The organism is Acetobacter indonesiensis (genome assembly GCF_000963945.1).
Classification (GTDB): Bacteria; Pseudomonadota; Alphaproteobacteria; order Acetobacterales; family Acetobacteraceae; genus Acetobacter; species Acetobacter indonesiensis.
Window position 1 is genome coordinate 91,932 of sequence record NZ_BAMW01000002.1, and the last position, 20,590, is coordinate 112,521.

Annotated in this window: 19 protein-coding genes and 2 tRNA genes; 12 read left to right on the plus strand and 9 right to left on the minus strand. The window is 53.4% G+C overall.

Annotated elements, in window-relative coordinates; all coding sequences use genetic code 11:
* Positions 1-39: 39 nt before the first annotated feature.
* From Abin_RS00490 to Abin_RS00500, 3 genes are all read right to left on the minus strand, one after another.
* A complete protein-coding gene (locus tag Abin_RS00490) occupies positions 40-582 on the minus strand; it encodes a GNAT family N-acetyltransferase (protein ID WP_048844407.1) in 543 nt (180 codons plus the stop codon).
* 127 nt (positions 583-709) lie between these two features.
* Positions 710-2,389 carry an energy-dependent translational throttle protein EttA gene (ettA, locus tag Abin_RS00495; RefSeq protein WP_048844468.1) on the minus strand — a complete coding sequence of 560 codons (1,680 nt, stop codon included), beginning with the start codon at positions 2,387-2,389 and terminating at the stop codon, positions 710-712.
* Between the two features lie 63 nt (positions 2,390-2,452).
* Positions 2,453-2,526 (minus strand) — tRNA-Ile (locus Abin_RS00500).
* Between the two features lie 155 nt (positions 2,527-2,681).
* Here Abin_RS00500 and ppa point away from each other — a divergent pair.
* The 4 genes from ppa to Abin_RS00520 all read left to right on the plus strand — a co-directional run bounded on the left by ppa (position 2,682) and on the right by Abin_RS00520 (position 5,306).
* A complete protein-coding gene (ppa, locus tag Abin_RS00505) occupies positions 2,682-3,209 on the plus strand; it encodes an inorganic diphosphatase (RefSeq protein WP_048844408.1) in 528 nt (175 codons plus the stop codon).
* A 252-nt stretch (positions 3,210-3,461) separates the two neighbouring features.
* On the plus strand, positions 3,462-4,289 hold the full coding sequence (locus Abin_RS00510; RefSeq protein WP_048844409.1) for a DODA-type extradiol aromatic ring-opening family dioxygenase: 828 nt from the start codon (positions 3,462-3,464) through the stop codon (positions 4,287-4,289).
* Positions 4,290-4,396: 107 nt separating this feature from the next.
* A complete protein-coding gene (locus tag Abin_RS00515; protein WP_048844410.1) occupies positions 4,397-5,008 on the plus strand; it encodes a YceI family protein in 612 nt (203 codons plus the stop codon).
* A gap of 221 nt (positions 5,009-5,229) precedes the next feature.
* Positions 5,230-5,306 (plus strand) — tRNA-Asp (locus Abin_RS00520).
* A gap of 215 nt (positions 5,307-5,521) precedes the next feature.
* Here the strand turns inward: Abin_RS00520 and Abin_RS00525 are convergent.
* The 3 genes from Abin_RS00525 to Abin_RS00535 all read right to left on the minus strand — a co-directional run bounded on the left by Abin_RS00525 (position 5,522) and on the right by Abin_RS00535 (position 8,794).
* A complete protein-coding gene (locus Abin_RS00525) occupies positions 5,522-6,772 on the minus strand; it encodes a M20 family metallo-hydrolase (protein WP_048844411.1) in 1,251 nt (416 codons plus the stop codon).
* A gap of 67 nt (positions 6,773-6,839) precedes the next feature.
* Positions 6,840-7,781, minus strand: coding sequence for a 2-hydroxyacid dehydrogenase (locus Abin_RS00530; protein WP_048844412.1), 942 nt, complete (start codon positions 7,779-7,781; stop codon positions 6,840-6,842).
* Between the two features lie 140 nt (positions 7,782-7,921).
* The gene (locus Abin_RS00535) at positions 7,922-8,794 is read right to left on the minus strand and encodes a dimethylarginine dimethylaminohydrolase family protein (RefSeq protein ID WP_048844413.1); all 873 of its coding nucleotides are present in this window, start codon (positions 8,792-8,794) and stop codon (positions 7,922-7,924) included.
* A 420-nt stretch (positions 8,795-9,214) separates the two neighbouring features.
* Here Abin_RS00535 and Abin_RS00540 point away from each other — a divergent pair, with 420 nt between their 5' ends.
* From Abin_RS00540 to Abin_RS00570, 7 genes are all read left to right on the plus strand, one after another.
* The gene (locus Abin_RS00540; protein WP_048844414.1) at positions 9,215-10,189 is read left to right on the plus strand and encodes a LysR family transcriptional regulator; all 975 of its coding nucleotides are present in this window, start codon (positions 9,215-9,217) and stop codon (positions 10,187-10,189) included.
* A gap of 119 nt (positions 10,190-10,308) precedes the next feature.
* Positions 10,309-11,862: an ABC transporter substrate-binding protein/permease gene (locus Abin_RS00545; RefSeq protein ID WP_084593362.1), complete on the plus strand. Its 1,554-nt coding sequence runs from the start codon at positions 10,309-10,311 to the stop codon at positions 11,860-11,862.
* A 49-nt stretch (positions 11,863-11,911) separates the two neighbouring features.
* On the plus strand, positions 11,912-12,637 hold the full coding sequence (locus Abin_RS00550; RefSeq protein ID WP_048844470.1) for an amino acid ABC transporter ATP-binding protein: 726 nt from the start codon (positions 11,912-11,914) through the stop codon (positions 12,635-12,637).
* Between the two features lie 250 nt (positions 12,638-12,887).
* The gene (locus Abin_RS00555; protein WP_084593364.1) at positions 12,888-15,203 is read left to right on the plus strand and encodes a TonB-dependent receptor; all 2,316 of its coding nucleotides are present in this window, start codon (positions 12,888-12,890) and stop codon (positions 15,201-15,203) included.
* A 57-nt stretch (positions 15,204-15,260) separates the two neighbouring features.
* The gene (locus tag Abin_RS00560; protein WP_048844415.1) at positions 15,261-16,106 is read left to right on the plus strand and encodes a sugar phosphate isomerase/epimerase family protein; all 846 of its coding nucleotides are present in this window, start codon (positions 15,261-15,263) and stop codon (positions 16,104-16,106) included.
* A 20-nt stretch (positions 16,107-16,126) separates the two neighbouring features.
* Positions 16,127-17,185 (plus strand): isopenicillin N synthase family dioxygenase, encoded by a 1,059-nt coding sequence (locus tag Abin_RS00565; protein ID WP_048844416.1) that lies wholly within the window; start codon positions 16,127-16,129, stop codon positions 17,183-17,185.
* 39 nt (positions 17,186-17,224) lie between these two features.
* Complete coding sequence (locus Abin_RS00570) at positions 17,225-17,971, plus strand: class II aldolase/adducin family protein (protein WP_048844417.1); 747 nt, start codon at positions 17,225-17,227, stop codon at positions 17,969-17,971.
* Positions 17,972-18,018: 47 nt separating this feature from the next.
* Here the strand turns inward: Abin_RS00570 and Abin_RS00575 are convergent, their stop codons facing one another.
* From Abin_RS00575 to Abin_RS00585, 3 genes are all read right to left on the minus strand, one after another.
* Positions 18,019-18,546 (minus strand): carboxymuconolactone decarboxylase family protein, encoded by a 528-nt coding sequence (locus Abin_RS00575; RefSeq protein ID WP_048844418.1) that lies wholly within the window; start codon positions 18,544-18,546, stop codon positions 18,019-18,021.
* A complete protein-coding gene (locus Abin_RS00580; protein WP_158319871.1) occupies positions 18,546-18,722 on the minus strand; it encodes a hypothetical protein in 177 nt (58 codons plus the stop codon). The genes Abin_RS00575 and Abin_RS00580 overlap by 1 nt, the downstream gene beginning before the upstream one ends.
* An 80-nt stretch (positions 18,723-18,802) precedes the next feature.
* Positions 18,803-19,345 (minus strand): peroxiredoxin, encoded by a 543-nt coding sequence (locus tag Abin_RS00585; protein WP_048844419.1) that lies wholly within the window; start codon positions 19,343-19,345, stop codon positions 18,803-18,805.
* A 207-nt stretch (positions 19,346-19,552) separates the two neighbouring features.
* Here Abin_RS00585 and Abin_RS00590 point away from each other — a divergent pair, with 207 nt between their 5' ends.
* Positions 19,553-20,509, plus strand: a complete 957-nt coding sequence (locus Abin_RS00590; protein ID WP_048844420.1) for a hydrogen peroxide-inducible genes activator — start codon at positions 19,553-19,555, stop codon at positions 20,507-20,509.
* Positions 20,510-20,590 lie beyond the last annotated feature (81 nt).

Genomic DNA, 20,590 nt, shown 5'->3' on the forward strand with positions numbered 1-20,590 from the left:
ATCTTGCGGCGGCAAGGTGCCTTTTTTACGTCCGCCCCCTTAAATCTGACGACGTGATTTTGAGAACACATCTGGCCTGCTTGACGCCCGAATACTTTCATACACGATCATGGTCTGACCATTCCGGGTGAATGTTTCACACTCGCGCATCCCGATTCCTTTCAGAATGCTACGCGATGCCAGATTGCTCTCTTTCGCGACGGCAATAACCCGCCTGATCCCGGCATCATGGGTGAAATTGAGCGCAGCATTCGCGGCTTCCCGTGCAATGCCTCGGCCACTGGCCCACGGGTAAAGAGCAAAACGCAGGCCAAAACCGCGACCATCCGGGCGATCATGAATACCGGTCATGCCCACAAACTGACCATTTTCACGAATGGTGAAGATACCAACCTTGTGGCAAGCCCAGAAGGCAATGTCGTCTGCCATTTCCTGCTCGGCCTGCTGGCGTGTGCACACACCGCCCAGCATTTGCCCAAAGGCACCGCCATCGGCTTTCAGGCGCACCATGTCTTCCATGTCACGCCAGGTAACAGGCTGAAGCGTCAGGCGGCCTGTGCGCACGGTGCGGGCGTCAGACATTGGTTTTTCTAGCTAACACAAGGGGTAGATACACAAACACCCCATTATGGGGCGTCCGGTTAGGCACAGAACCTGAAAAGAAAATCAGAACGGACAGATGCCTCATCAGACATCCATCCGCCAGAAATCAGCGTGCAATCGGCCGGTAACGGATGCGGCCCGGTTCGGTGGCATCAGCGCCCAGACGGCGCCGTTTGTCTTCTTCATAGGCTTCGAAGTTACCTTCAAACCATTCGACGTGGGAATCCCCTTCGAAGGCCAGAATGTGCGTTGCCAGACGGTCAAGGAACCAGCGATCATGGGTAATAACCACGGCGCAACCGGGGAATTCGGCCAGTGCTTCTTCAAGCGCACGCAGGGTATCGACGTCCAGATCGTTGGTTGGTTCGTCCAGCAGCAGAACGTTACTTTCTTGACGCAGCATCTTGGCCAGATGCACGCGGTTGCGTTCACCACCTGACAGAATACCGACTTTCTTCTGCTGGTCTGACCCTTTGAAGTTAAAGGCCCCGACATAGGCACGTGATGGCACAGCCCGTTTGCCCAGATAGATAACATCTGTCCCGCCAGAAATTTCTTCCCACACGGTTTTGTTCGGGTCCAGATCATCACGGGACTGGTCAACATAACCCAGCTTCACGGTTTCGCCGATTTTCAGCTCACCAGAATCTGGCTTTTCAGCGCCCACAATCATTTTGAACAGGGTTGATTTACCCGCACCGTTCGGGCCGATAACCCCCACAATGCCACCGGGAGGCAGCTTGAAGCTCAGGTCATCAATCAGCAGACGGTCACCAAACCCTTTGGTCAGATGGTCAGCTTCAATGACCGTGCCGCCCAGACGCGGGCCGGGGGCGATAACGATGTCAGCGACCGTGTTCTGCTTTTCAGCGCTCTGCGCCAGCATTTCTTCATAGCGCGCAATACGCGATTTGCTTTTGGCCTGACGCGCCTTCGGGCTGGACCCAATCCATTCCTGTTCAGCAGCAAGGGCACGCTGACGGGCGCTTTCTTCCTTTTCTTCCTGTGCCAGACGCTTACGCTTCTGTTCAAGCCAGGAAGAATAGTTGCCTTCAAACGGAATACCGCGACCCCGTTCGATTTCAAGAATCCAGTTGGTCACGTTGTCCAAGAAGTAACGGTCATGGGTAATGACCATGACGGTGCCCTGATAGTCGCGCAGTGTCCGCTCAAGCCACGCAACGCTTTCAGCGTCAAGATGGTTGGTTGGTTCGTCCAGCAGCAGAATGTCGGGCTTTTCAATCAGCAGACGGCACAGGGCAACACGGCGACGCTCACCACCAGACAGTTTGTCTACGGGGCTGTCAGCCGGCGGGCAACGCAGGGCGTCCAGCGCGATTTCAAGCTTGCGGTCCAGTTCCCAACCGTCACCGGCGTCAATTTTTTCCTGCAATTCGGCCTGTTCAGCCAGCAGGGCATTCATTTCATCGTCTTCCATAGGCTCGGCAAAGCGCATGGAAATTTCGTTAAAGCGGTCAACGGCCTTTTTCAGGTCACCAAAGCCCAGCGCCACGTTTTCGCCAACTGTCAGTTTGGGATCGAGCTGTGGTTCCTGCTCAAGATACCCAACCTTAACACCGTCAGCGGCCCAGGCCTCGCCACCATATTCCTTATCAATCCCGGCCATGATTTTCAGCAGGGTTGATTTACCGGCACCGTTTACGCCCAGAACACCAATTTTCACGCCCGGAAGGAAGGACAGCGTAATGCCCTTGAACACTTCACGGCCACCGGGATAGGACTTTGTCAGATCCTTCATCACATAGACGTATTGATATGGTGCCATGAGATGAACCCCCGCAGATAAATCGGTAAAAAAGAGTCTATAAGGACGTGAAAGGCATAAACCTGCGCCCGGCAGGACTTGAACCCGCAACCTAGCCGTTATGAGCGGCCCGCTCTAACCAATTGAGCTACGGGCGCGCAGGTGGCTCCCTGATTACGCAATCAGACACATTTGGCAAGACTTCCGTGTGTGAAAAGTGATGTAACGCCTCTCTATTCTGTTCCTGCTTGGCAAGTTGCATCCTGACGGATAGGGTCGGCATCCGTATTTTATCCATACTGGAGCAGCCTTAATGGACGTGTCGAAAATCTCCCCCGGTAAAGATGTGCCGTTCGATATTAACGTGGTGATCGAAATCCCGCAGGGGTCTTCCGTCAAATACGAAGTAGACAAGGACAGTGGTGCCATTTTTGTTGACCGCTTCCTGTTTACGCCCATGGCTTATCCCACGGCTTATGGCTTCATTCCCGGCACGCTGGCCGCTGATGGAGACCCGACCGATGCTCTGGTTTTGACACCTGCCAACGTAGTGCCCGGTTCCGTTATCCGCTCACGCCCCATTGGTGTGCTGAAGATGGAAGACGAATCCGGTCAGGACGAAAAAATCATCTGCGTGCCGCATGACAAAATTCACCCGCAGTTCAGCAAGGTGGAAAGCATTCAGGACCTGCCGGAAATCACGGTAAAGGCCATTGAACACTTCTTTACCCGCTACAAGGATCTGGAGCCCGGCAAGTGGGTTAAAGTGACCGGCTGGGGCACAAAGGAAGAAGCCGCAGACTTCATCCGCAGTGGTGTTGAAGCCGCAAAAGCAAAATAAAGGCCTACAGCCTTTATCCTGCCAGATACCGTCCCGCACGGTATTCTGAGCCTTTGAGACCGGAGAGTGCCCACGGGCAGCCTCCGGTTTTTTTGTGCCCGTTACCCTGCCCGCAGAATAGCCGCCATAAACCAGTCCACGGTTTTATATTTCATACCATGAGTGTGAAATATCTTCCCAAAACACAGGATTATCAAACCACCGGAACAGAGAGACAGTCAGGCCATCGCAACGCAAAGGTCTTATCGGTTCATGCCAGAAGCCAACCCCATAGCGCAGACTAAAGCCCAGCAGCCTGTGCTGTTTCTGCCTCATGGCGGCGGTCCCTGCTTTTTCATGGATTGGCCCGATACGTGGGATAACATGGCAGCCTACCTGCGCAGCGTCAGCCATACGCTTCCGCAAAAACCCGATGCCATTTTAGTGGTGTCTGGCCATTGGGAAACGGATATGCCCACAGTCACCTCTGGCTCGCACCCGTCTCTTCTTTATGATTACTACGGGTTCCCCGCACACACGTATCAGTTACGCTATCCGGCTGTAGGGGCACCCCACATTGCCACCAAGGTAACGCAACTGCTTCAACAGGCCGGAATCCCGGCAAAAGAGGATGCACAGCGTGGGTTCGACCATGGCGTTTTCATCCCGCTGATGCTCGCTTTTGAAAACGCGGACATCCCGGTTGTCGAACTCTCCCTGCAACAGGATCTGGATCCAGCGCTCCATCTTCGCATCGGGGCGGCTCTGGCTTCCCTACGGGAGCAGAATATCCTGATTATCGGCACGGGAATGACGTATCATAATCTGCGCCATTTCATGACGGCAGACCCTCGGTCTGATGCGGCTTCGCGTCAGTTTGATGCCTGGCTGGCAAACGCCATTAGTCTGCCAGCCCCACAGCGAAATGATGCGCTTACCCATTGGCAGGATGCGCCCGCCGCCCGAATCTGCCACCCGCGAGAGGAGCACCTTCTGCCGCTGATGGTCGTGGCTGGCGCTGCGGGCACAGACACGGGCGTGCGCACGTATACGGATACCGTCATGGGGAAGGCACTTTCTGCCTTCAGTTTCGGTGTCTGAAATTTTTCCCGGCAGAGCACAAACCGGGTTTTCCCACGTTATCGCTTCGCGAACACGGAAAAGCCCCTCTGCCATCCCTCTTCCTTTTCTGGTCAAGGATTAGTCCCATGTCTAAAAAAACAGTCGCCTGCACTTTTGCCCTGCTTGGGCTCGCAGCCTCGCTTGGCTTGGCACAGGCAGAAGGCACAGCCCCCATCAAGGTTGAAAGCGGCACCTACAAGGTTGAGCCCGGCCATACACAGGTTGTGTTCTCGTTGCTGCATTTCGGTTTTACACACTATTCAGGTCTGTTCTCTGACGTCAGCGGCACGCTGACCCTCAACAGCGCCCATCCTGCTGCCTCCAAGCTGGAAGTCTCCATTCCCGTCAGCAGCGTGCAGACCACCAGTGACAAATTGACCGCCGAGCTGAAAGAAGCGGATTGGTTTGATGCCGCCAAATACCCAGCCGCTACCTTTGTTTCCACTCAGGTCACTCCTGATGGAAAAGGCGGTGCAACCATTACCGGCAACTTCACACTGCATGGTGTTACCAAGCCGATTACGCTTCAGGCGCATTACGTTGGCTCGGGCGTAAACCCGATGGATAAAGCTTACACCGTTGGGTTTCAGGCTACCGGCGTTATCAAACGCAGTGATTACGGTGTAAAAACCTACGTTCCGATGGTCGGCGACGATGTGGCCCTGACAATTGCAGGAGCCTTTGAAAAGCAGAAATAATTTTCTGCCCCACACCGTTCTGGGTGGAGGGAGGCTTGAGACTTGGCCCTCTCCATCAAGACATTTTTCCGTCAGGCCAGACAATTTTCTTCTCTAACCCTCTGGTCCAGCACAAAAAACGTATCCGCTTCATTTTTTTTACACAAACCCTGTTGCCAAACGAAAAATCCCCGTTATAAAGCCCCACATACCGACGCACACTACTGGTGAGCGTCAAGATTGCGGGTGTAGCTCAGTTGGTTAGAGCGCCGGCCTGTCACGCCGGAGGTCGCGGGTTCGAGCCCCGTCACTCGCGCCACTTTCTCTTAAAATAAGAAATGGCGCGTTCTGATACGCTTTGCATCACAAAGCAGTTCAGAAAGATTGATTAATTTCCAAGATATTCTTGGTAAAAATCAGCTGTGCCTTTTAGCCCATTTATTCTCAACATGCTGATTGCAAATACCCGTCCCATAATAAAAAAGGATGGAAGATCTCTCCCCCATCCCTATCTTTTTAGACCCTCGATAATCGCTATGACGTAAGTCGAGTGTCAGCGGCCAGAACAGCGTGCAGCAAAACATTTGCCCCGGCTGTTGCATCGTCCGGTTCTGCGCTTTCTGCTTCGTTATGACTGATACCCTTCCAACAGGGTACAAAAATCATGGCCGTAGGGGCCACTTTGGCCACATAGACAGCATCATGCCCCGCACCGGACACAATATCACGCATGGAATACCCTAGCGCCTGCGCACTTTCACGCACACACCCCACACACAGCGGGTCAAAATGTACGGCAGCTGAAACCCATGTGGGCGTAATCTCCATCTCCACACCGCACACTGTCGCCTGATCTTCCATACGCTGTCGGAACTCCTGCTCCATAGCCTCCAGCACATCATCATCCGGATGGCGCAGATCAACCGTAAAGCGCACTTCTCCCGGCACCACGTTGCTGCTGGCAGGAAGACAGTCAATTATGCCTACAGTCCCCAAACCATCTGGGGCGTGATCAACCGCAACCTGATGCACACCCTCAATCATGCGCGCAGCCGCCCACAATGCGTCAGACCGCATGGTCATGGGGGTTGTACCAGCATGTGCATCCTGCCCTTTGACGCAGACAGTATACCAGCGCATGCCCTGCACACCCTGTACCACGCCAATTGTCCGCTCCTCGGCTTCAAGCACGGGGCCTTGTTCAATATGCAATTCAAAATAGGCAGCAGCCGGATGTTGGCCGCAAACTTCCGTGCCAGAAAACCCTATTTTTTCAAGCGCATCCCCCAAGATAATGCCAGCACGATCAGACCGCCCGCGTGCAAACGCCTCGGTGAACACACCGCCAAAAACACCTGATGCCAACATGGGCGGGGTGAAACGGGCCCCTTCCTCGTTCGTCCAGTTTACAATTTCTATCGGATGCCGTGTGGTTATGCCGGCAGTATGCAATGCCCGTAAAACCGCAATGCCACCCAATACACCCAGAATCCCGTCAAACTTCCCGCCTGTTGGCTGCGTATCCAGATGACTGCCAATCATGATGGGAGGAAGCGTGTTGTCTTCGCCAGCCCTGCGCGCAAACTGGTTACCCATGGAATCAAAGGTCACATCACAGCCCAACGCCGCGCAGGTCTGTGCAAACCATGTGCGTACCCGTGCATCATCATCGGACAACGCCAGACGACAAATCCCCCCTTTGGGAGTACCGCCAAACTGTGCCGTGTGCATCAGGTCCTGCCACAAAGCACCCCCATCAACCACCATATTGCTCTGTGTGACCATGTCCGCCCTCTATTTCTGAAAAAAAATTGAAAATAAAAACTCTTTCCTTGTTAAAGAATTTTTTGGGTCAGTATCCTTTTTCCGGGTCACACAACAAAGACGGCCGTTCGCCCCGCCCCATTTGCGCGATCACATCCGCTACATATCGCGCCTGCATGGTGCGAGACGCTTCAGACGCGACATGGGGGGTAATGGTGATGCGCGGGTGTGCCCACAAGGCTGACTCTGCTGGCAGCGGTTCCGGGGTGACAACATCCAGCACGGCACCACCGATCACGCCGTCATCCAGTGCTTGCAGCAGATCAGCCTGATTAACGTGGTCCCCACGACCCACATTGATAAACCCTGCCCCACGCGGAAGATTTCGCAAAAACGCGCTATCAACCAAGCCTCTGGTTTCAGGCGTGCTGGGTAGAAGGTTAACCAGAATATCACATTCTTTTAGAAAATCCGTTAAGCGGTCCTTACCGGAAAAAACCTTAATCCCTGCCACCTGCCCGTCTGAGCGACGCCAGCCAGAAACCTGAAAACCAACGCGGGCTAGATGGCTGGCAACCTGACTTCCTAGATGGCCTAACCCCATAACCCCTATGCGTGTTTCAGCACAGGTTCGGGCTACACCATTATAAGACCATTTATGCGTGGCCTGTTGCTGCGCCCATGTGCGTGCATCACGCAACAGCCCAATAGCCGCCCATGTGACGTAATCTGCCATCAGACCAACCGTCTGCTCCCCGCCCATGCGCACAAGCGGCACATGCTGCGGAAAATCAGGGGAGCGCAGCAGATGGTCAACACCTGCACCCGTGCATAAAATCGCTTTTACATCTGTTAGATTTTTGAAATGATCATCTTCCGGTTTCCACACCAGAACGTAATCATCTTGGCTGGGCTGCACTCTGGCGTGATACCATGAACAGACGTTCAGATCAGGTGCTACATCAGCAAAAGCTTTCCGCCAGCTTTCAAATTGCTCTGCCCCATCTGCACTGACAATCAGTCTGACCATTTTATATCCTCCACCCACTGCAACTTTTAGCCATCAAAACAGAAAACCCTGCCTCTTGCCACGCAAGACGCAGGGTTGCTTTCTGGCCTACTGACAAGCCCTGCTCACCATTTTAGGGGTGCTTACTTGCCTGTTGGCCCTCAGGCTGGCAGCAGTGATTTTCTACGCAATGGCATGGTCATGCAATGCACACTGCCGCCCCCGCGTGAAAACTGGTTGAGTTCCGGGTCAAGCACGGTCAGCCCTTCAGCGCGAAGCATGTCATTGATGCGCACGGAATGACGGGGGCTGACAACGCGTTCCCGCCCAAGTGCCAGCACATTGCACCCCATGTCCCGCATTGCTTCCTTATAAGAAACCGGCAGCAGACGAATACCCTGCGCACGGAACCAGTCCAGATCTTCATCCGCAATGCAATCAACAGCCGCAATTGCCAGATTTTCTGCCACCATGGTGAAAATAACATCCAGATGCAGAAAATGCTCAGGGAAGCGGATCATCCGGCATGTCCAGCCAGCTTCCTCAAACCAGCTGATGAATTCGGCAGCCCCGGCTTCATCCGTGCGGCCACCACTGACACCGACTGCCAGCAGGCCAGGGCGAATAATATGAATATCCCCGCCTTCAATATTGCCTTTGGTGCAGGTCTTCCAGATTTCATCTTCACCATAGAAAGACCGGATTTCAGCTTCCTCGCCCACACGCTCCTGACGGAACAGGCGGGTTACCACCGTGCCAAATGGCGTGGTCTGTGAACTGTCACGAGTATAGACCTGATAGGGCATACCCTCCTGCGGCTTCAGAAAATGGCAGGAAACATCTGCACCCTTCAGGGTAGAAACCAGCTCCGCAAACTGGGCGTTCAAGGCTGCACGATCAATCGTGCCTCCATTGGCCATTGTCTGGATGGCAATATCATTGCTGGGAATCCACTGATAATACTCAGGCGGGCACAGGAGTACATCAGCCAGATCACCGGTTTCGCTGTCAATAAACCACCGGTTTGCTTGCATTGCTGAAATCCTTAGATTGCTGAATTCTTCCTGACGGTAACGAATTTAAAACGGTTCCAAAATAAGAATAAACCGTAGTTCACTTTATAAATCTGTTAATCATCTCATCCAGCCCTCATCATAAAACCCCGTTCTGAACCCAAAACTGGCATTTTTTGGGCGCTGCCGGGGGTTCTCTACCGCACGGCCACATCGTTACACCTTCGTCTGGTGGCCCATCTGGCAATCATTCCCCTCTTGCATCTTTTTCCCATAAGCCGCAGGCTTTGGAGGGAGACAGACAGAAACCGGAGAACACACTGGCCATTTCGCTGGCAAAATAGCAGAATAAGCACGCTCGCTTTTCACTTCTTGCTCTTTGCGTTTGCCGTTTCACTCTATGCTGCATGTTATATCTGACAAAGGATGCGCCAGATCCGCATGACACGATCAACCAAAACTCCGCCAAGCCCCAAGCCTTCCGCAGGGCAGAAGCGCAGGCGTTCAAATGGCTTTCATGGTCAGGTATCAGAGGTTGATCTGCGCCTGCTGCGTGTCTTTCATACTGTTGCCGAACAAGGCGGCTTTTCCGCCGCTGAAATTGCACTGGGCAAAAGCAAATCTTCTATCAGTCTGGATATTTCTGCGCTGGAAACCCGGCTGGGCCTCAGGCTGTGTCTGCGCGGGCGAAGTGGCTTTGCCCTGACGGGGGAAGGTCGCGCCGTGCTGGAGGCAACGCAGGAATTGTTGCAGGACATCCAGCGTTTTCAGCAGCGGGTCAACCAGATTAGCGGCCTGCTCTCGGGCACATTCAAACTATACGTCCCTGACAATATTCAGACACACGGTGAAACACCGTTGGTGCGGGCCATAGAAGCGTTTACCACGCAGCACCCCAATGTGTTTCTAACCGTCCATTCCGCCTCCACCCGTGAAGTGGAAGTTGCTGTCATGAACGGGCAGGCAACTGCGGGCATAGCCCTTTATCCGCAGAATATGCCAGGCATCCACGGTACCCCTTTGGTGGCAGAAGCGCTGAATCTGTATTGTGGTGCGCGTCATCCGCTGTTTGCCGTGCCTGAAGACAAAATTACGGTTGAGACACTGGCTGAACAACGCATGATTGCCGTGGCGGAAGCCGCAACCTCCCCCCAGTGGGATAAAGTGCGATCACATATGTCCTATCACGCTGCGGCTGAAAATGTGGATGCCCGCGCTCTGCTGATTTTATCGGGCAATTTTATCGGGTTTCTGCCCGAAGCCTTTGCCAAACCCTTGGTAGACCGCAGCCTTCTGCGTCGCATCAGTTTCAATAATCTTCAGCTTATAACCTATTTCCATTTTCTCGCGCGCACATCTCCTGAAACAGGATTGATGGTCGAAACCTTCCGCGCCCTTCTGGAAGAGTCTTACTAATGGCTTCTCTGCGCCTTTTTTCCAGGCCAGCCCTTTCATACCGCGCAACGGCGTCTGGGCGATCGGACCAGTCTTCTTCGGTATTTGGCCACCACCCACACCCTCAAGGCTTGAGGTCTATGTTCCGCAAAAGTCTTCTGGCTTTTGCAATCAGTCTTGGCGTCAGCACAGCCCTACCTTTTGCCGCATCCGCGCAGGATGCTGCGGGCGATGTGCCTTCGTTTGTGCAGAACGGTACCCTGACGGTGTGTACAAACCCTACCCTTCCGCCCATGACATTTGTCAAAGGGTCTGACGCCAGCAAGCCAGAAGGGATGGATATTGACGTTGCACAAGCGCTTGCCCAGCGTTGGCATGCCAAGCTGTCGATTATTCCTATGGATTTCACGGGGTTGTTTCCCAGCTTGGGGGCACAGCGATGCGGTATGGTGTTGAGTGGCATTATTCAGCTACCTGCCCGTGAGAAGAATTTTGATGCCATAGCCTATCAGGATACTGCCCTGACCGTTGTGGCACGCGCCAATACTGCCCCCATCACCAGCATGGCCGATCTATCCGGCAAAACCATTGCCGTGCAGTCGGGCACCAGCTACGCCACACGCATCAACCGTGAGAATGAAGCCCTGACCGCGGCGGGCAAACTGCCAATCATCATTCAGCAATACCCCACGGAAGACCAAGTGGTGCAACAGGTGCTGATTGGCCGGGTTTTTGCTTTTGTCAGTCAGGATGTTGAACTTTATTTCCGACAAAAACAGCTTCATGGAAAAGTCAGGATTATTCTCAAACCTGATTACCCTGACTATCGACATTTTGCGGTCTATTTCCGTAAAAATGCCCAAGACCGCATAATGGTACAGACCGCCATTGCTGCACTTGAGCAAGATGGCACCTTACAGGCCTCGCGCCAGAAATGGTCTATCTCTGCTCAGTCCGAGCAGGCTCTGACACAGGATGAAAGCGCATCTTCCTTTAACTGGAGCGCCTTTTTCTCTGCATTGACTTCTCTGGCGTTTTTCAAGGGGGCCTGTATTACACTGGCTGTGGCGCTGTTATCTCACGCCATTGCCATTGTTATTTCCATCCCCATGGCTATCACCCTGAACGGACGGGGCAATTCTGTTCTCAAAGCTGTGCTGAAAACCTACGTTTCCGTGTTTCGCGGTGCGCCGACATTGTTGCAGCTTCTCTTTATCTGGAATGCCCTACCGCAATTTTTCCCTATTTTCCGGGAACAATGGTTTACCCCATTTCTGGCCACGCTCGTCGCACTGGCAATTAACGAATCAGCCTATCAGGTCGAAATCAATCGTTCCGCGCTTAGCGCCGTTGATGCCGGGCAAGAACTGGCAGCCGATGCCTTGGGCATGAACCGCAAGCAGGTTTACCGCCACGTTATTTTTCCGCAGGCACTTCGTATTGCGCTGCCCCCCACCATTAATGACTTCATCAGCCTGTTAAAAACCACGTCTCTGGCTTCCGTCATTTCCTTACAGGAACTGCTTGCCATCACGCAGGTTCAGGTTGCCCGCACCTTTGAATTTACCGAATATTACGCTGCGGCTTTGGTCTATTATCTGGCCATGGTGTTCTTTTTCCTGTTCCTGCAAAAGCGTGTTGAACGGCGTTTTTCCTGGGCAGACCGTAAGAAGGCTTCCGCCAATGCATCCTGACCTTCAACAGCCTGACGCCGCCCTCAGCGCAGCCCCATCTGAAAGCGCCATGATTTCGGTCCGGAATATGAGCAAACTTTATGGTGAGTTTGTTGCGCTTGATCGGTTGAACTTCGATGTGCAACAGGGCGAAAAAATAGTGGTGCTGGGGCCGTCTGGGTCTGGCAAATCCACCCTGATTCGTACCTTCAACAGAATTGAACCGCATGACAGCGGCAGTATTCTGATTGATGGGAAAGTTATTGATGAAAAAACCAACCTTACCCAGCTACGCTGCATGGTGGGGATGGTGTTTCAGAACTACAATCTGTTTCCACATCTAAGCGTGTTGGATAACTGTACTCTTGCGCCGCAGTTAGTACGCAACACCCCCAAAAAAGAAGCGGAAGACATGGCCCGCCGCTTTTTGGAGCAAGTAGGAATTCCTGAACAAGCCAACAAATATCCCATCCAGTTGTCAGGGGGCCAGCAACAGCGTGTCGCAATCGCCCGTGCCCTGTGCATGCAACCGGAGGTGATGTTATTTGATGAACCGACTGCTGCACTGGACCCTGAAGCCATTACAGGAGTGGTCAGCATTATGAACACGCTGGCTGAACAGGGCATTACAACGCTGTGTGTAACACACGAAATGGCGTTTAGCCGTCATATTGCTGATAAGATCATTTTCATGGATCGCGGCCGTATTCTGGAAATTACCCCACCAGAGACATTCTTCACCACCCCGCAGACTGAACGCGCGCAGGCCTTCCTTGACCAGATGATCCGCTACTAACCCTCACACACGAGCAGTATCAAAAGTAAGATTTACAACATTTCAAACGAAATACCCGCTGGTTCATTATTAAATTGAAATGAAGTTATTACCCGGGCGGATGCTTCCGCCCTCGTAAACAGGGGGTTTTCATGACCAGCAGTTCTGTACTCACTTTCCTGGAACCGCTTTGTCCACTCCCCATCCGGTCAGCTGACCGGCTGTTTACGGCGTTCTCCCCCGTATCCTCATGGCAGCACTGGATGGCATCATGACATATTTTTCGCGCCCCCAGTTTTCCTCGGCACCGCGCGTTGCCCGTAGTGTTCGGCATCGTCTGGCCATGACAGCTTTGCTGCTCGGCTCTACAACCAGCTTGCCAGCGCTGGCGGCTTCTGTAGCAACACACGGCAAACCGGCCGCGCATCCAACCGCAACCCCGGTGCACCATACCGCACCCGTCCGTATGCGCCGCACACCGCACCACAGCACGTCCCCTGAAGATATTCAGGTTGTTCGCTCCCGCACGGCACGGTTCCATTCCCAAGCCGGCACCGTCAATGTCATGAGCGGTCAGGAACTGCGTGAACTGCACGTAGAAAGCCCCAAGGAAATTGCCGCCTTTACGCCCGGTGTTACCGCCGTAAACGCGACGTCTGGCAGCACGCCTATTTTCTCCATTCGTGGTGTTGGGCTGGATGACTATGTTGGCACAAACATGGGCGGCATCGGCATCTATCTGGATGGCATGTTTGCGCCCTATCCCGCGCTGTATAACGGGCAGATGCTCGACATTGAAAACGTGATTGTTGAAAAAGGCCCACAAGGTTTTGACATGGGTCGCAGCACCACGGGTGGCAGCGTCAACATTGAATCCGTCAAACCCTCTGATAAATTTGGCGGCTATCTGGACTGGGGCTACAGTAGCTACAATACCAATACCGGAAAATTTGCCGTCAACGTGCCTATTACCAAAAAAATATTCAACCGTACGGCGTTCAGCTACACTAAAGGCGATGGTTGGCAGCATGATCTGCACACAGACAAACGCTATGGCGCGCAAGATCTGTTGGCCATTCGTAACCTGACCAAATTTGTCATTGATGACAAATCATCTCTGCTGTTGAACATTCACTACACACGCGACCGTGGCACCCCCATGTCCCCACAGGATACGGACGGCGATGCCGTAAACGGTCTGGCAGACGGTACAATTGGTGTCGGCCCCAATGCGTATTATAACCGCGTCAATGTCGGGTCCAGCCGCGTCGGACGCAAGGAAGATGGCGGCGGTGTATCAGTCAATTACGAACATCTGTTCAATTTCGGTGTGTTTTCATCATCAACCGGTATTGATTTCTATCGTCGCAATACGTTTGACAACTACGACGGTGAAGCCGCGCAGGTTGCCGATTACCACTGGGATGATACCTATATTGCGCAATCGCATGACATGCACCTGCGCACCAATATTGGAAAAATCTTTCATCTGACCGTTGGTATCTACGAATCTTATGACAAGATTGACGGCACGTACACCAGCTATCGCGCCTTCCAGTTCGGTGTTCCGCAAGCCAATCTGGCTAACCATTTCTCGCAGCAGAATCTGTCAACGGGTGTCTATGTCAACACCGTAACCAACATTACCCATAATCTGGACTTCATTGCTGCAGGCCGGTTCTCTTACGATGAACGTGGTTTCCATGGCGGCACACGGGATGTTGACGGTATTTTCGGCGGAGTGCCGGGGGCAAACCTGTCATATTTGAACACCAGCCACAATTATCCACGGTTCACTGGCCGCGTTGGGCTGCGTTATCAGGTTGTGCCAGGCACCTATCTGTATGCCAGCATCTCCAACGGCTACAAGGCCGGAACCTATTTTGCCGCCCCTGTTTCTGCACCGCAGGCGCTTGATTACGTCAAACCTGAAAACCTGATTGCTTACGAAGTTGGTGTGAAGTCCAGCCTGTTTAAAAACCGTCTTTCGATCGAAGGCTCTTTGTTCGATTATGAATATCATAATCGTCAAACGCTGTTCGTGGCTGAAATGCCGGGTAACACTACGTCGCTAAGCCTCGGCCCCATTTCACGCGCAAGAACACGCGGGGGGGAACTGTCATCCACCCTGCATAACATTGTGCCTAACCTCGATCTACGCGGGTCATTTGCTTATCTGGATGCGCAGGCTATCAGCGCAGTCAACAATATTGGCGGCCTGCCGCTTCTTTCAAACGTCACGGCCCATTCCGCGTTGCCGTTCGCCCCGCGTTTCTCATGGAGCGCCGTGGCCCGCTACGGCGTAGATGTAAACCGTTATCGCGTCACATTGCAGGCCAGCTATACATGGAAAGACAACATGCTGGTGGCGTTGGGTGACCCGAATGGTAAAACCAACAAAATCAGTTCCATGGGCCTGCGTATGGAACTCTCCCCCAAAAGCAGCAAATGGACAGCTGCCGTCTATGTTGACAACATGCTGAACAAGCACGGCAACACCTACTCCTTTACCGGCAGTGACAACAGCCGTGCACAATATCTGCAAACCCCACGTTGGGTGGGTGTTGATCTGCACTATAATTTCTGACCCCTTACGCTCCATGCCTGCATCCACGCGGCATGGAGCCCCTTTCAGGATTATCTGATGCGACTGGATGTTTTTAAAACATTGTGGGGTGACTTCCGCCCCTGGACCGCTGCACTAGAAGACCTGAAACAGGCCGGTTTTACCGGTATTGAAGCCCGTATTCCGGCAACATTACAGGAAGCACAGCAGAACGCAGACATTCTGGCTGGCGAGAACATTCCCTATATCGCCATTGCCATGACGGGTGGCGGCGTCATCCCCCGCCAGTCTGCAAGTATTGAGGACCATCTGCACGATCTGCGCGCAGCACTAGAACGCGCTGCCTGCATGAAGCCGCGCTTTATTAACGTGCTGGGGGGGAACGACCGCTGGTCTGCCACGCAACAAGCAGATTTCATTAACCGCGCCCATGCAATCGGGCAGGATATGGGGCTGTTATGCAGTTTTGAAACCCATCGTTCGCGCATTTTGGCAACACCTTGGGTTACACTTGATGTTTTACCACATCTGTCTCCCGATGTTCTGTTTACCGCAGATATCAGCCACTGGGTTGTCAGTTGTGAACGACTGCTGGATGATCCGCTCGACGATTTCTCCGCTTTTCTTGATCGGGTGCACCACGTTCAGGCCCGCATAGGGTATGATCAGGGGCCACAGGTGCCACACCCTGCTGCGCCCGAACATGCTGCGGCCCTGCGTTTTCATCAGCATATCTGGGAACAGATATGGCAGGCGCAAAAAGCACGTGGCTATCAGGTCACAACACTAACACCAGAATGTGGGCCAGATGGTTATCTGCACACTTTGCCGTTCACCAATGCCCCGATTGCCGATTTGTGGAGCCTGAATGTCTGGATAGGCCAGACAGAGCAAGCCCATTTCAAACAGTTCATGACCCGCTGACCCTTACCGGAGACACAGACATGACCGAACAGACCCCAACGGCAGAACAGACTGAAACATTCACGTCCATCCCGGTGGTCAATATTGCCGGTTTATACAGTGAAAATCCGGAAGACCGTAAAGCCGTGGCGGAGGAACTGGGGCAGGCAGCACGCAATGTGGGCTTCCTTTATATCTCCGGCCATCAGGTTCCGGCTGATCTGATCAAGAATGTGCGCGAGGCCGCAAAGAACTTCTTTGCCCTGCCGTTTGATCAGAAAATGGAATACTACATTGGCACATCCGCAACCCACAAAGGTTTCGTACCCGAAGGGGAGGAAGTGTATGGTTCTGGCCGCCCAGACCATAAGGAAGCCTTTGACATCGGGTTTGAAGTGCCGTCCGATAATCCACTGGTAAAAGCTGGCACACCGTTATTAGGGCCCAATAACTGGCCGACCGTGCCGGGCTTCAAGGACGCTGCACAGGCTTACTACAAAGCCGTATTTGCTCTGGGGCGGACGCTGTTTCGGGGGTTTGCTCTGGCGCTTGATCTGCCTGAAACGTATTTTGACGATCACGCCAATTTCCCACCGTCCAAATTGCGTATGATCCACTACCCCTACGATGCGGAAGCACAGGATGCGCCGGGCATTGGGGCCCATACCGATTATGAATGCTTTACCATCCTGCTGGCAGACCAACCGGGGCTGGAAGTCATGAACGGCCATGGTGACTGGATTGACGCCCCCCCTATTCCCGGTGCGTTTGTTGTCAACATTGGTGATATGCTTGAAGTCATGACCGCAGGGGCGTTTGTGGCCACCGCCCACCGGGTGCGCAGCGTGAAGGAAGAACGATATTCGTTTCCTCTTTTCTATGCCTGCGACTATCATACCCAGATTCGACCACTGCCTGCCTTTGCAACCGGCAATCAGGATTACGAGACCATTACCATTGGCGAGCATATGTGGGCGCAGGCACTGCAAACCTACCAGTATCTTGCCCGCCGCGTGCAGGAGGGCACACTTTCCCTGCCTGACGGAGCACGCAAAACAGCAACCTTTGGCCATTTCAACCGGGCCAAATCCACACACTAACCCGATTGTGGATTTTTATTGATAACAGGACGTGTTTTGATGTCTCTTGCCCCTACAGCCACGACCGAACAGGAACTGCGCGAAGAACTGGCTGCCGCTTACCGCCTTATGGCGCATTTCAACATGACAGATCTGGTTTATACACACCTGTCTGTTCGTTTACCCGGTGAGCAGCATCGTTTTCTGGTCAACCCTTACGGGTTACTGTTTGAAGAAATTACAGCCAGCTCTCTGGTCATTGTCGATGCTGATGGCCAACCGAAGCAGGAAACAACATGGCCAGTTAACCCGGCTGGTTTTGTTATTCATTCTGCCATTCATCGTAGTCGGCCAGATGCAGCATGCGTCATGCATACGCACACGGTACCGGGCATGGTTGTTGCCGCACAGGATCAGAAAATCCTGCCGTTAAACCAGATGAATATTGAGTTTTATGGGGCTGTCGCTTTTCACAGTTACGAGGGCATTGCCGCAGATGACAATCTAAGCGAACGCGACCGTCTGGTGCGTGACCTTGGAACCCATTCGGCCCTTATTCTGCAAAATCATGGGCTGTTGACTGTGGGTGCGACCGTAGCGCAGGCGTTTTACCGTATGTATTATATGGAACAGGCCTGCCGTATTCAGATAGCGGCGCAGGCTACAGGCGTCCCCCTGCATATGCCATCAGAAGAAAAAATTCTTCGTACAAAAAAGCAGTTTGACGAAGATCCTGATCAGGGAAAACTTATCTGGCAGGCGCTACGGCGCAAACTGGACAGAGAGCAGCCAGATTACAAAAACTGACACCCTCTGCCTTTTCTGCTCCGGTATAACAACTGGAGCAGAGACACTTAGTCGCCTAGTGCAGCAGCACCCTGAAGGGCCACGGCAACAGCATGAACTGTTGCGGCAATACGGGCCGCAGTCTGTACGGCCTCTGCACTCAAGGCTTCACGCACAATTTTTTCGTGGCTGGTGACGCACAGATCACACCCGTTGATAACGGAGACAGCCAAAGACCACAGTTCAAAATCCGCTTTTTCGACACCGGGACGGCCAATAACGCTCATGCGCAATTGTGCTGGCATTTTTGCGTAATCACCGCCCGCCATGTGCACAAAGCGGTAATAGATATTGTTCATACCCATGATCGCAGCAGCAGCTTTAGCAGCACTCAACGCTTCTGGGGAAAGCTTGTCGCCAAATTCTGCAACAATCGCTTTTGTGACCTCATCATTACGAGATGCAATGGCGGAGACAACAAAGGTACCAGCAAGCTGCTGCGGGGTCAGCGTGATATCATTGGCGAGCGAGCCGAGGTTCAGCCTCAGATCCTTCGCATAGTCGGGAAGACGATCCTTCAGGGAGTCAATGGACATCAGATAATCCGTATGAAAAGGGGGAGGAAAAACAGGGAAGGCGTCAGCCACCCTTTGCCAGACATTTGCCCAGCTACATCACCAGACCACGCCCCACCGCTCTTGTTCAGGGCGATACCGGCTGTCGGGTCAGACACATTGTTTGGGTTGGCCCACAAAGGCTGAATGTACGCCACAGGGAGGCATCGCCCCCTGTGGGAACATCCGCCAGACCAGATCCGTTTTGGGTCTGATCTGGCGGTTCGTCATCTAAAGATCAGACTTTGATGAAGTCGTCACCCTGTTTCCAGTTACAGGGGCACAGTTCATCGCTCTGCAGACCGTCGAGAATACGCAGGATTTCCTGCGGGTTACGGCCAACAGACAGATCATTGACGGACACGTGGCGGATGATGCCCTGCGGATCAACCACAAAGGTTGCGCGCAGTGCCACACCAGCGTCTTTCGCCATAACGCCCGTGCCTTCGGTCAGCTCACGCTTGATGTCGGCCAGCATCGGGATCGGCAGATCCTTCAGGTCGTCGTGGTGCAAGCGCCAGTTCAGGTGAACGAACTCGCTGTCGATAGAAACGCCATAAACAACGGCATCACGGTCAGCAAAGTCTTTGGCCAGTTTGCCAAACGCCACGATTTCAGTCGGGCAGACAAACGTGAAGTCTTTCGGCCAGAAGAAAACAATCTTCCACTTACCAGCGTCAGATTTGTCAGAAATCTGAACGAACTGGCCTTTAAGGCCTTCTGCACCACCGGGAACGGCGGTCAGATCAAAGCTTGGGAACTTATCGCCAACAGTCAGCATAAGCTTGCTCCTTGTTATTGGGCACATGCTACAACGGCACACAGGCACCGCTGTCTGGACAGTATGTATGGCGCGACACGTCCATTCATGCCAATGAATATTTTATATTAAAACAATCGGAATGATCGATTAACCGTCCAGACACTGTGCCCTAAAACAGAATCATGCCTACCGCGCCCTAGCCAGCCATAAACCGTAAGGTCTGCCATGCTTCCTCTGCCATCAGCCCAGCAGCTTCGTTATCTTATCGCGCTGTCAGAACTACGCCATTTCGGGCGGGCGGCGGCAGCCTGTGCAGTAACCCAATCGACCCTGTCAGCAGGGATTATGGCGCTTGAACGCCAGCTTGATGCGCAATTGCTTGATCGCACAGTGGGTAAGAAAGTTGTTTTTACCCCACTGGGGCACGAAATCGCGCAAAAAGGGCGGCAGGCGTTAGAAGCACTGGAAGCCGTGCCCCAACTGGCTGCTGCGGCGCGCACCCCCCTGACCGGCCCCATGCGGATTGGCATTATTCCCACCATTGGCCCGTTTCTGATCGAACCGCTGGTCAAGATCATCCGCGCACGTTTTCCACAGATTGTTCTGTCATTGACGGAAGACACAACTGAGCATCTGCTTGAAAAACTGTCTCTTGGCCGGTTGGACATGCTGGTTCTGGCCATGCCATGCCTGTGTGATGGCACGGAAACCCTGCCCCTGTGGCGTGACCCATTTCAGGTTATCATGCCTGACAACCACCCGCTGGGAAAACTGGCCCATGTGCCGGTAGAACGGCTGGAAGACCAGCAGATGGTCATGATGGAAGATGGCCACTGCCTGCGTGAACAGACTCTGGCAGTGTGCCGTCAGGGCCGAAGCTGGGATAGTTCGGACGGAGAAGGCGACTCCACATTCACCGCTACATCCCTACACACCATGGTCGATATGGTTGAACTTGGCCTTGGCATTGGGGTTGTGCCGTCACTCGCCATAGAAAACGGGCTGCTGGAAAACCATAATGTAAAGGCCCGTCCTTTATCTGGCGGCCCTGTGTGGCGCACAATCGGGCTGGCCTGGCGGCCACGCTCACCCCGCTCGGCTGATTTCCAGACCCTGGCAAAAGCGTTTGACACTCTTGCCCCTACTGCTCAGGCTACGCGGGTGGCCGATAGTTCGCTTTGAGTAAAGAATGCAGGCTGTGTTGCCAAAAAAGCAGCAAAACAGCGGTGCACAGAAAGAAATCGCGCCAAAACAGGGTGTGAA

Excerpts from the sequence above, each read along its gene's own strand:
- Abin_RS00590 (WP_048844420.1), top strand. The coding sequence starts at position 19,553 with ATGCTTCCTCTGCCATCAGCCCAGCAGCTTCGTTATCTTATCGCGCTG.
- Abin_RS00540 (WP_048844414.1), top strand. The coding sequence starts at position 9,215 with ATGACACGATCAACCAAAACTCCGCCAAGCCCCAAGCCTTCCGCAGGG.
- Abin_RS00490 (WP_048844407.1), bottom strand. The coding sequence starts at position 582 with ATGTCTGACGCCCGCACCGTGCGCACAGGCCGCCTGACGCTTCAGCCT.
- ettA (WP_048844468.1), bottom strand. The coding sequence starts at position 2,389 with ATGGCACCATATCAATACGTCTATGTGATGAAGGATCTGACAAAGTCC.
- Abin_RS00515 (WP_048844410.1), top strand. The coding sequence starts at position 4,397 with ATGTCTAAAAAAACAGTCGCCTGCACTTTTGCCCTGCTTGGGCTCGCA.
- Abin_RS00555 (WP_084593364.1), top strand. The coding sequence starts at position 12,888 with ATGACATATTTTTCGCGCCCCCAGTTTTCCTCGGCACCGCGCGTTGCC.
- Abin_RS00545 (WP_084593362.1), top strand. The coding sequence starts at position 10,309 with ATGTTCCGCAAAAGTCTTCTGGCTTTTGCAATCAGTCTTGGCGTCAGC.
- Abin_RS00510 (WP_048844409.1), top strand. The coding sequence starts at position 3,462 with ATGCCAGAAGCCAACCCCATAGCGCAGACTAAAGCCCAGCAGCCTGTG.
- ppa (WP_048844408.1), top strand. The coding sequence starts at position 2,682 with ATGGACGTGTCGAAAATCTCCCCCGGTAAAGATGTGCCGTTCGATATT.
- Abin_RS00585 (WP_048844419.1), bottom strand. The coding sequence starts at position 19,345 with ATGCTGACTGTTGGCGATAAGTTCCCAAGCTTTGATCTGACCGCCGTT.
- Abin_RS00535 (WP_048844413.1), bottom strand. The coding sequence starts at position 8,794 with ATGCAAGCAAACCGGTGGTTTATTGACAGCGAAACCGGTGATCTGGCT.
- Abin_RS00525 (WP_048844411.1), bottom strand. The coding sequence starts at position 6,772 with ATGGTCACACAGAGCAATATGGTGGTTGATGGGGGTGCTTTGTGGCAG.
- Abin_RS00575 (WP_048844418.1), bottom strand. The coding sequence starts at position 18,546 with ATGTCCATTGACTCCCTGAAGGATCGTCTTCCCGACTATGCGAAGGAT.
- Abin_RS00560 (WP_048844415.1), top strand. The coding sequence starts at position 15,261 with ATGCGACTGGATGTTTTTAAAACATTGTGGGGTGACTTCCGCCCCTGG.
- Abin_RS00565 (WP_048844416.1), top strand. The coding sequence starts at position 16,127 with ATGACCGAACAGACCCCAACGGCAGAACAGACTGAAACATTCACGTCC.
- Abin_RS00530 (WP_048844412.1), bottom strand. The coding sequence starts at position 7,781 with ATGGTCAGACTGATTGTCAGTGCAGATGGGGCAGAGCAATTTGAAAGC.
- Abin_RS00550 (WP_048844470.1), top strand. The coding sequence starts at position 11,912 with ATGATTTCGGTCCGGAATATGAGCAAACTTTATGGTGAGTTTGTTGCG.
- Abin_RS00570 (WP_048844417.1), top strand. The coding sequence starts at position 17,225 with ATGTCTCTTGCCCCTACAGCCACGACCGAACAGGAACTGCGCGAAGAA.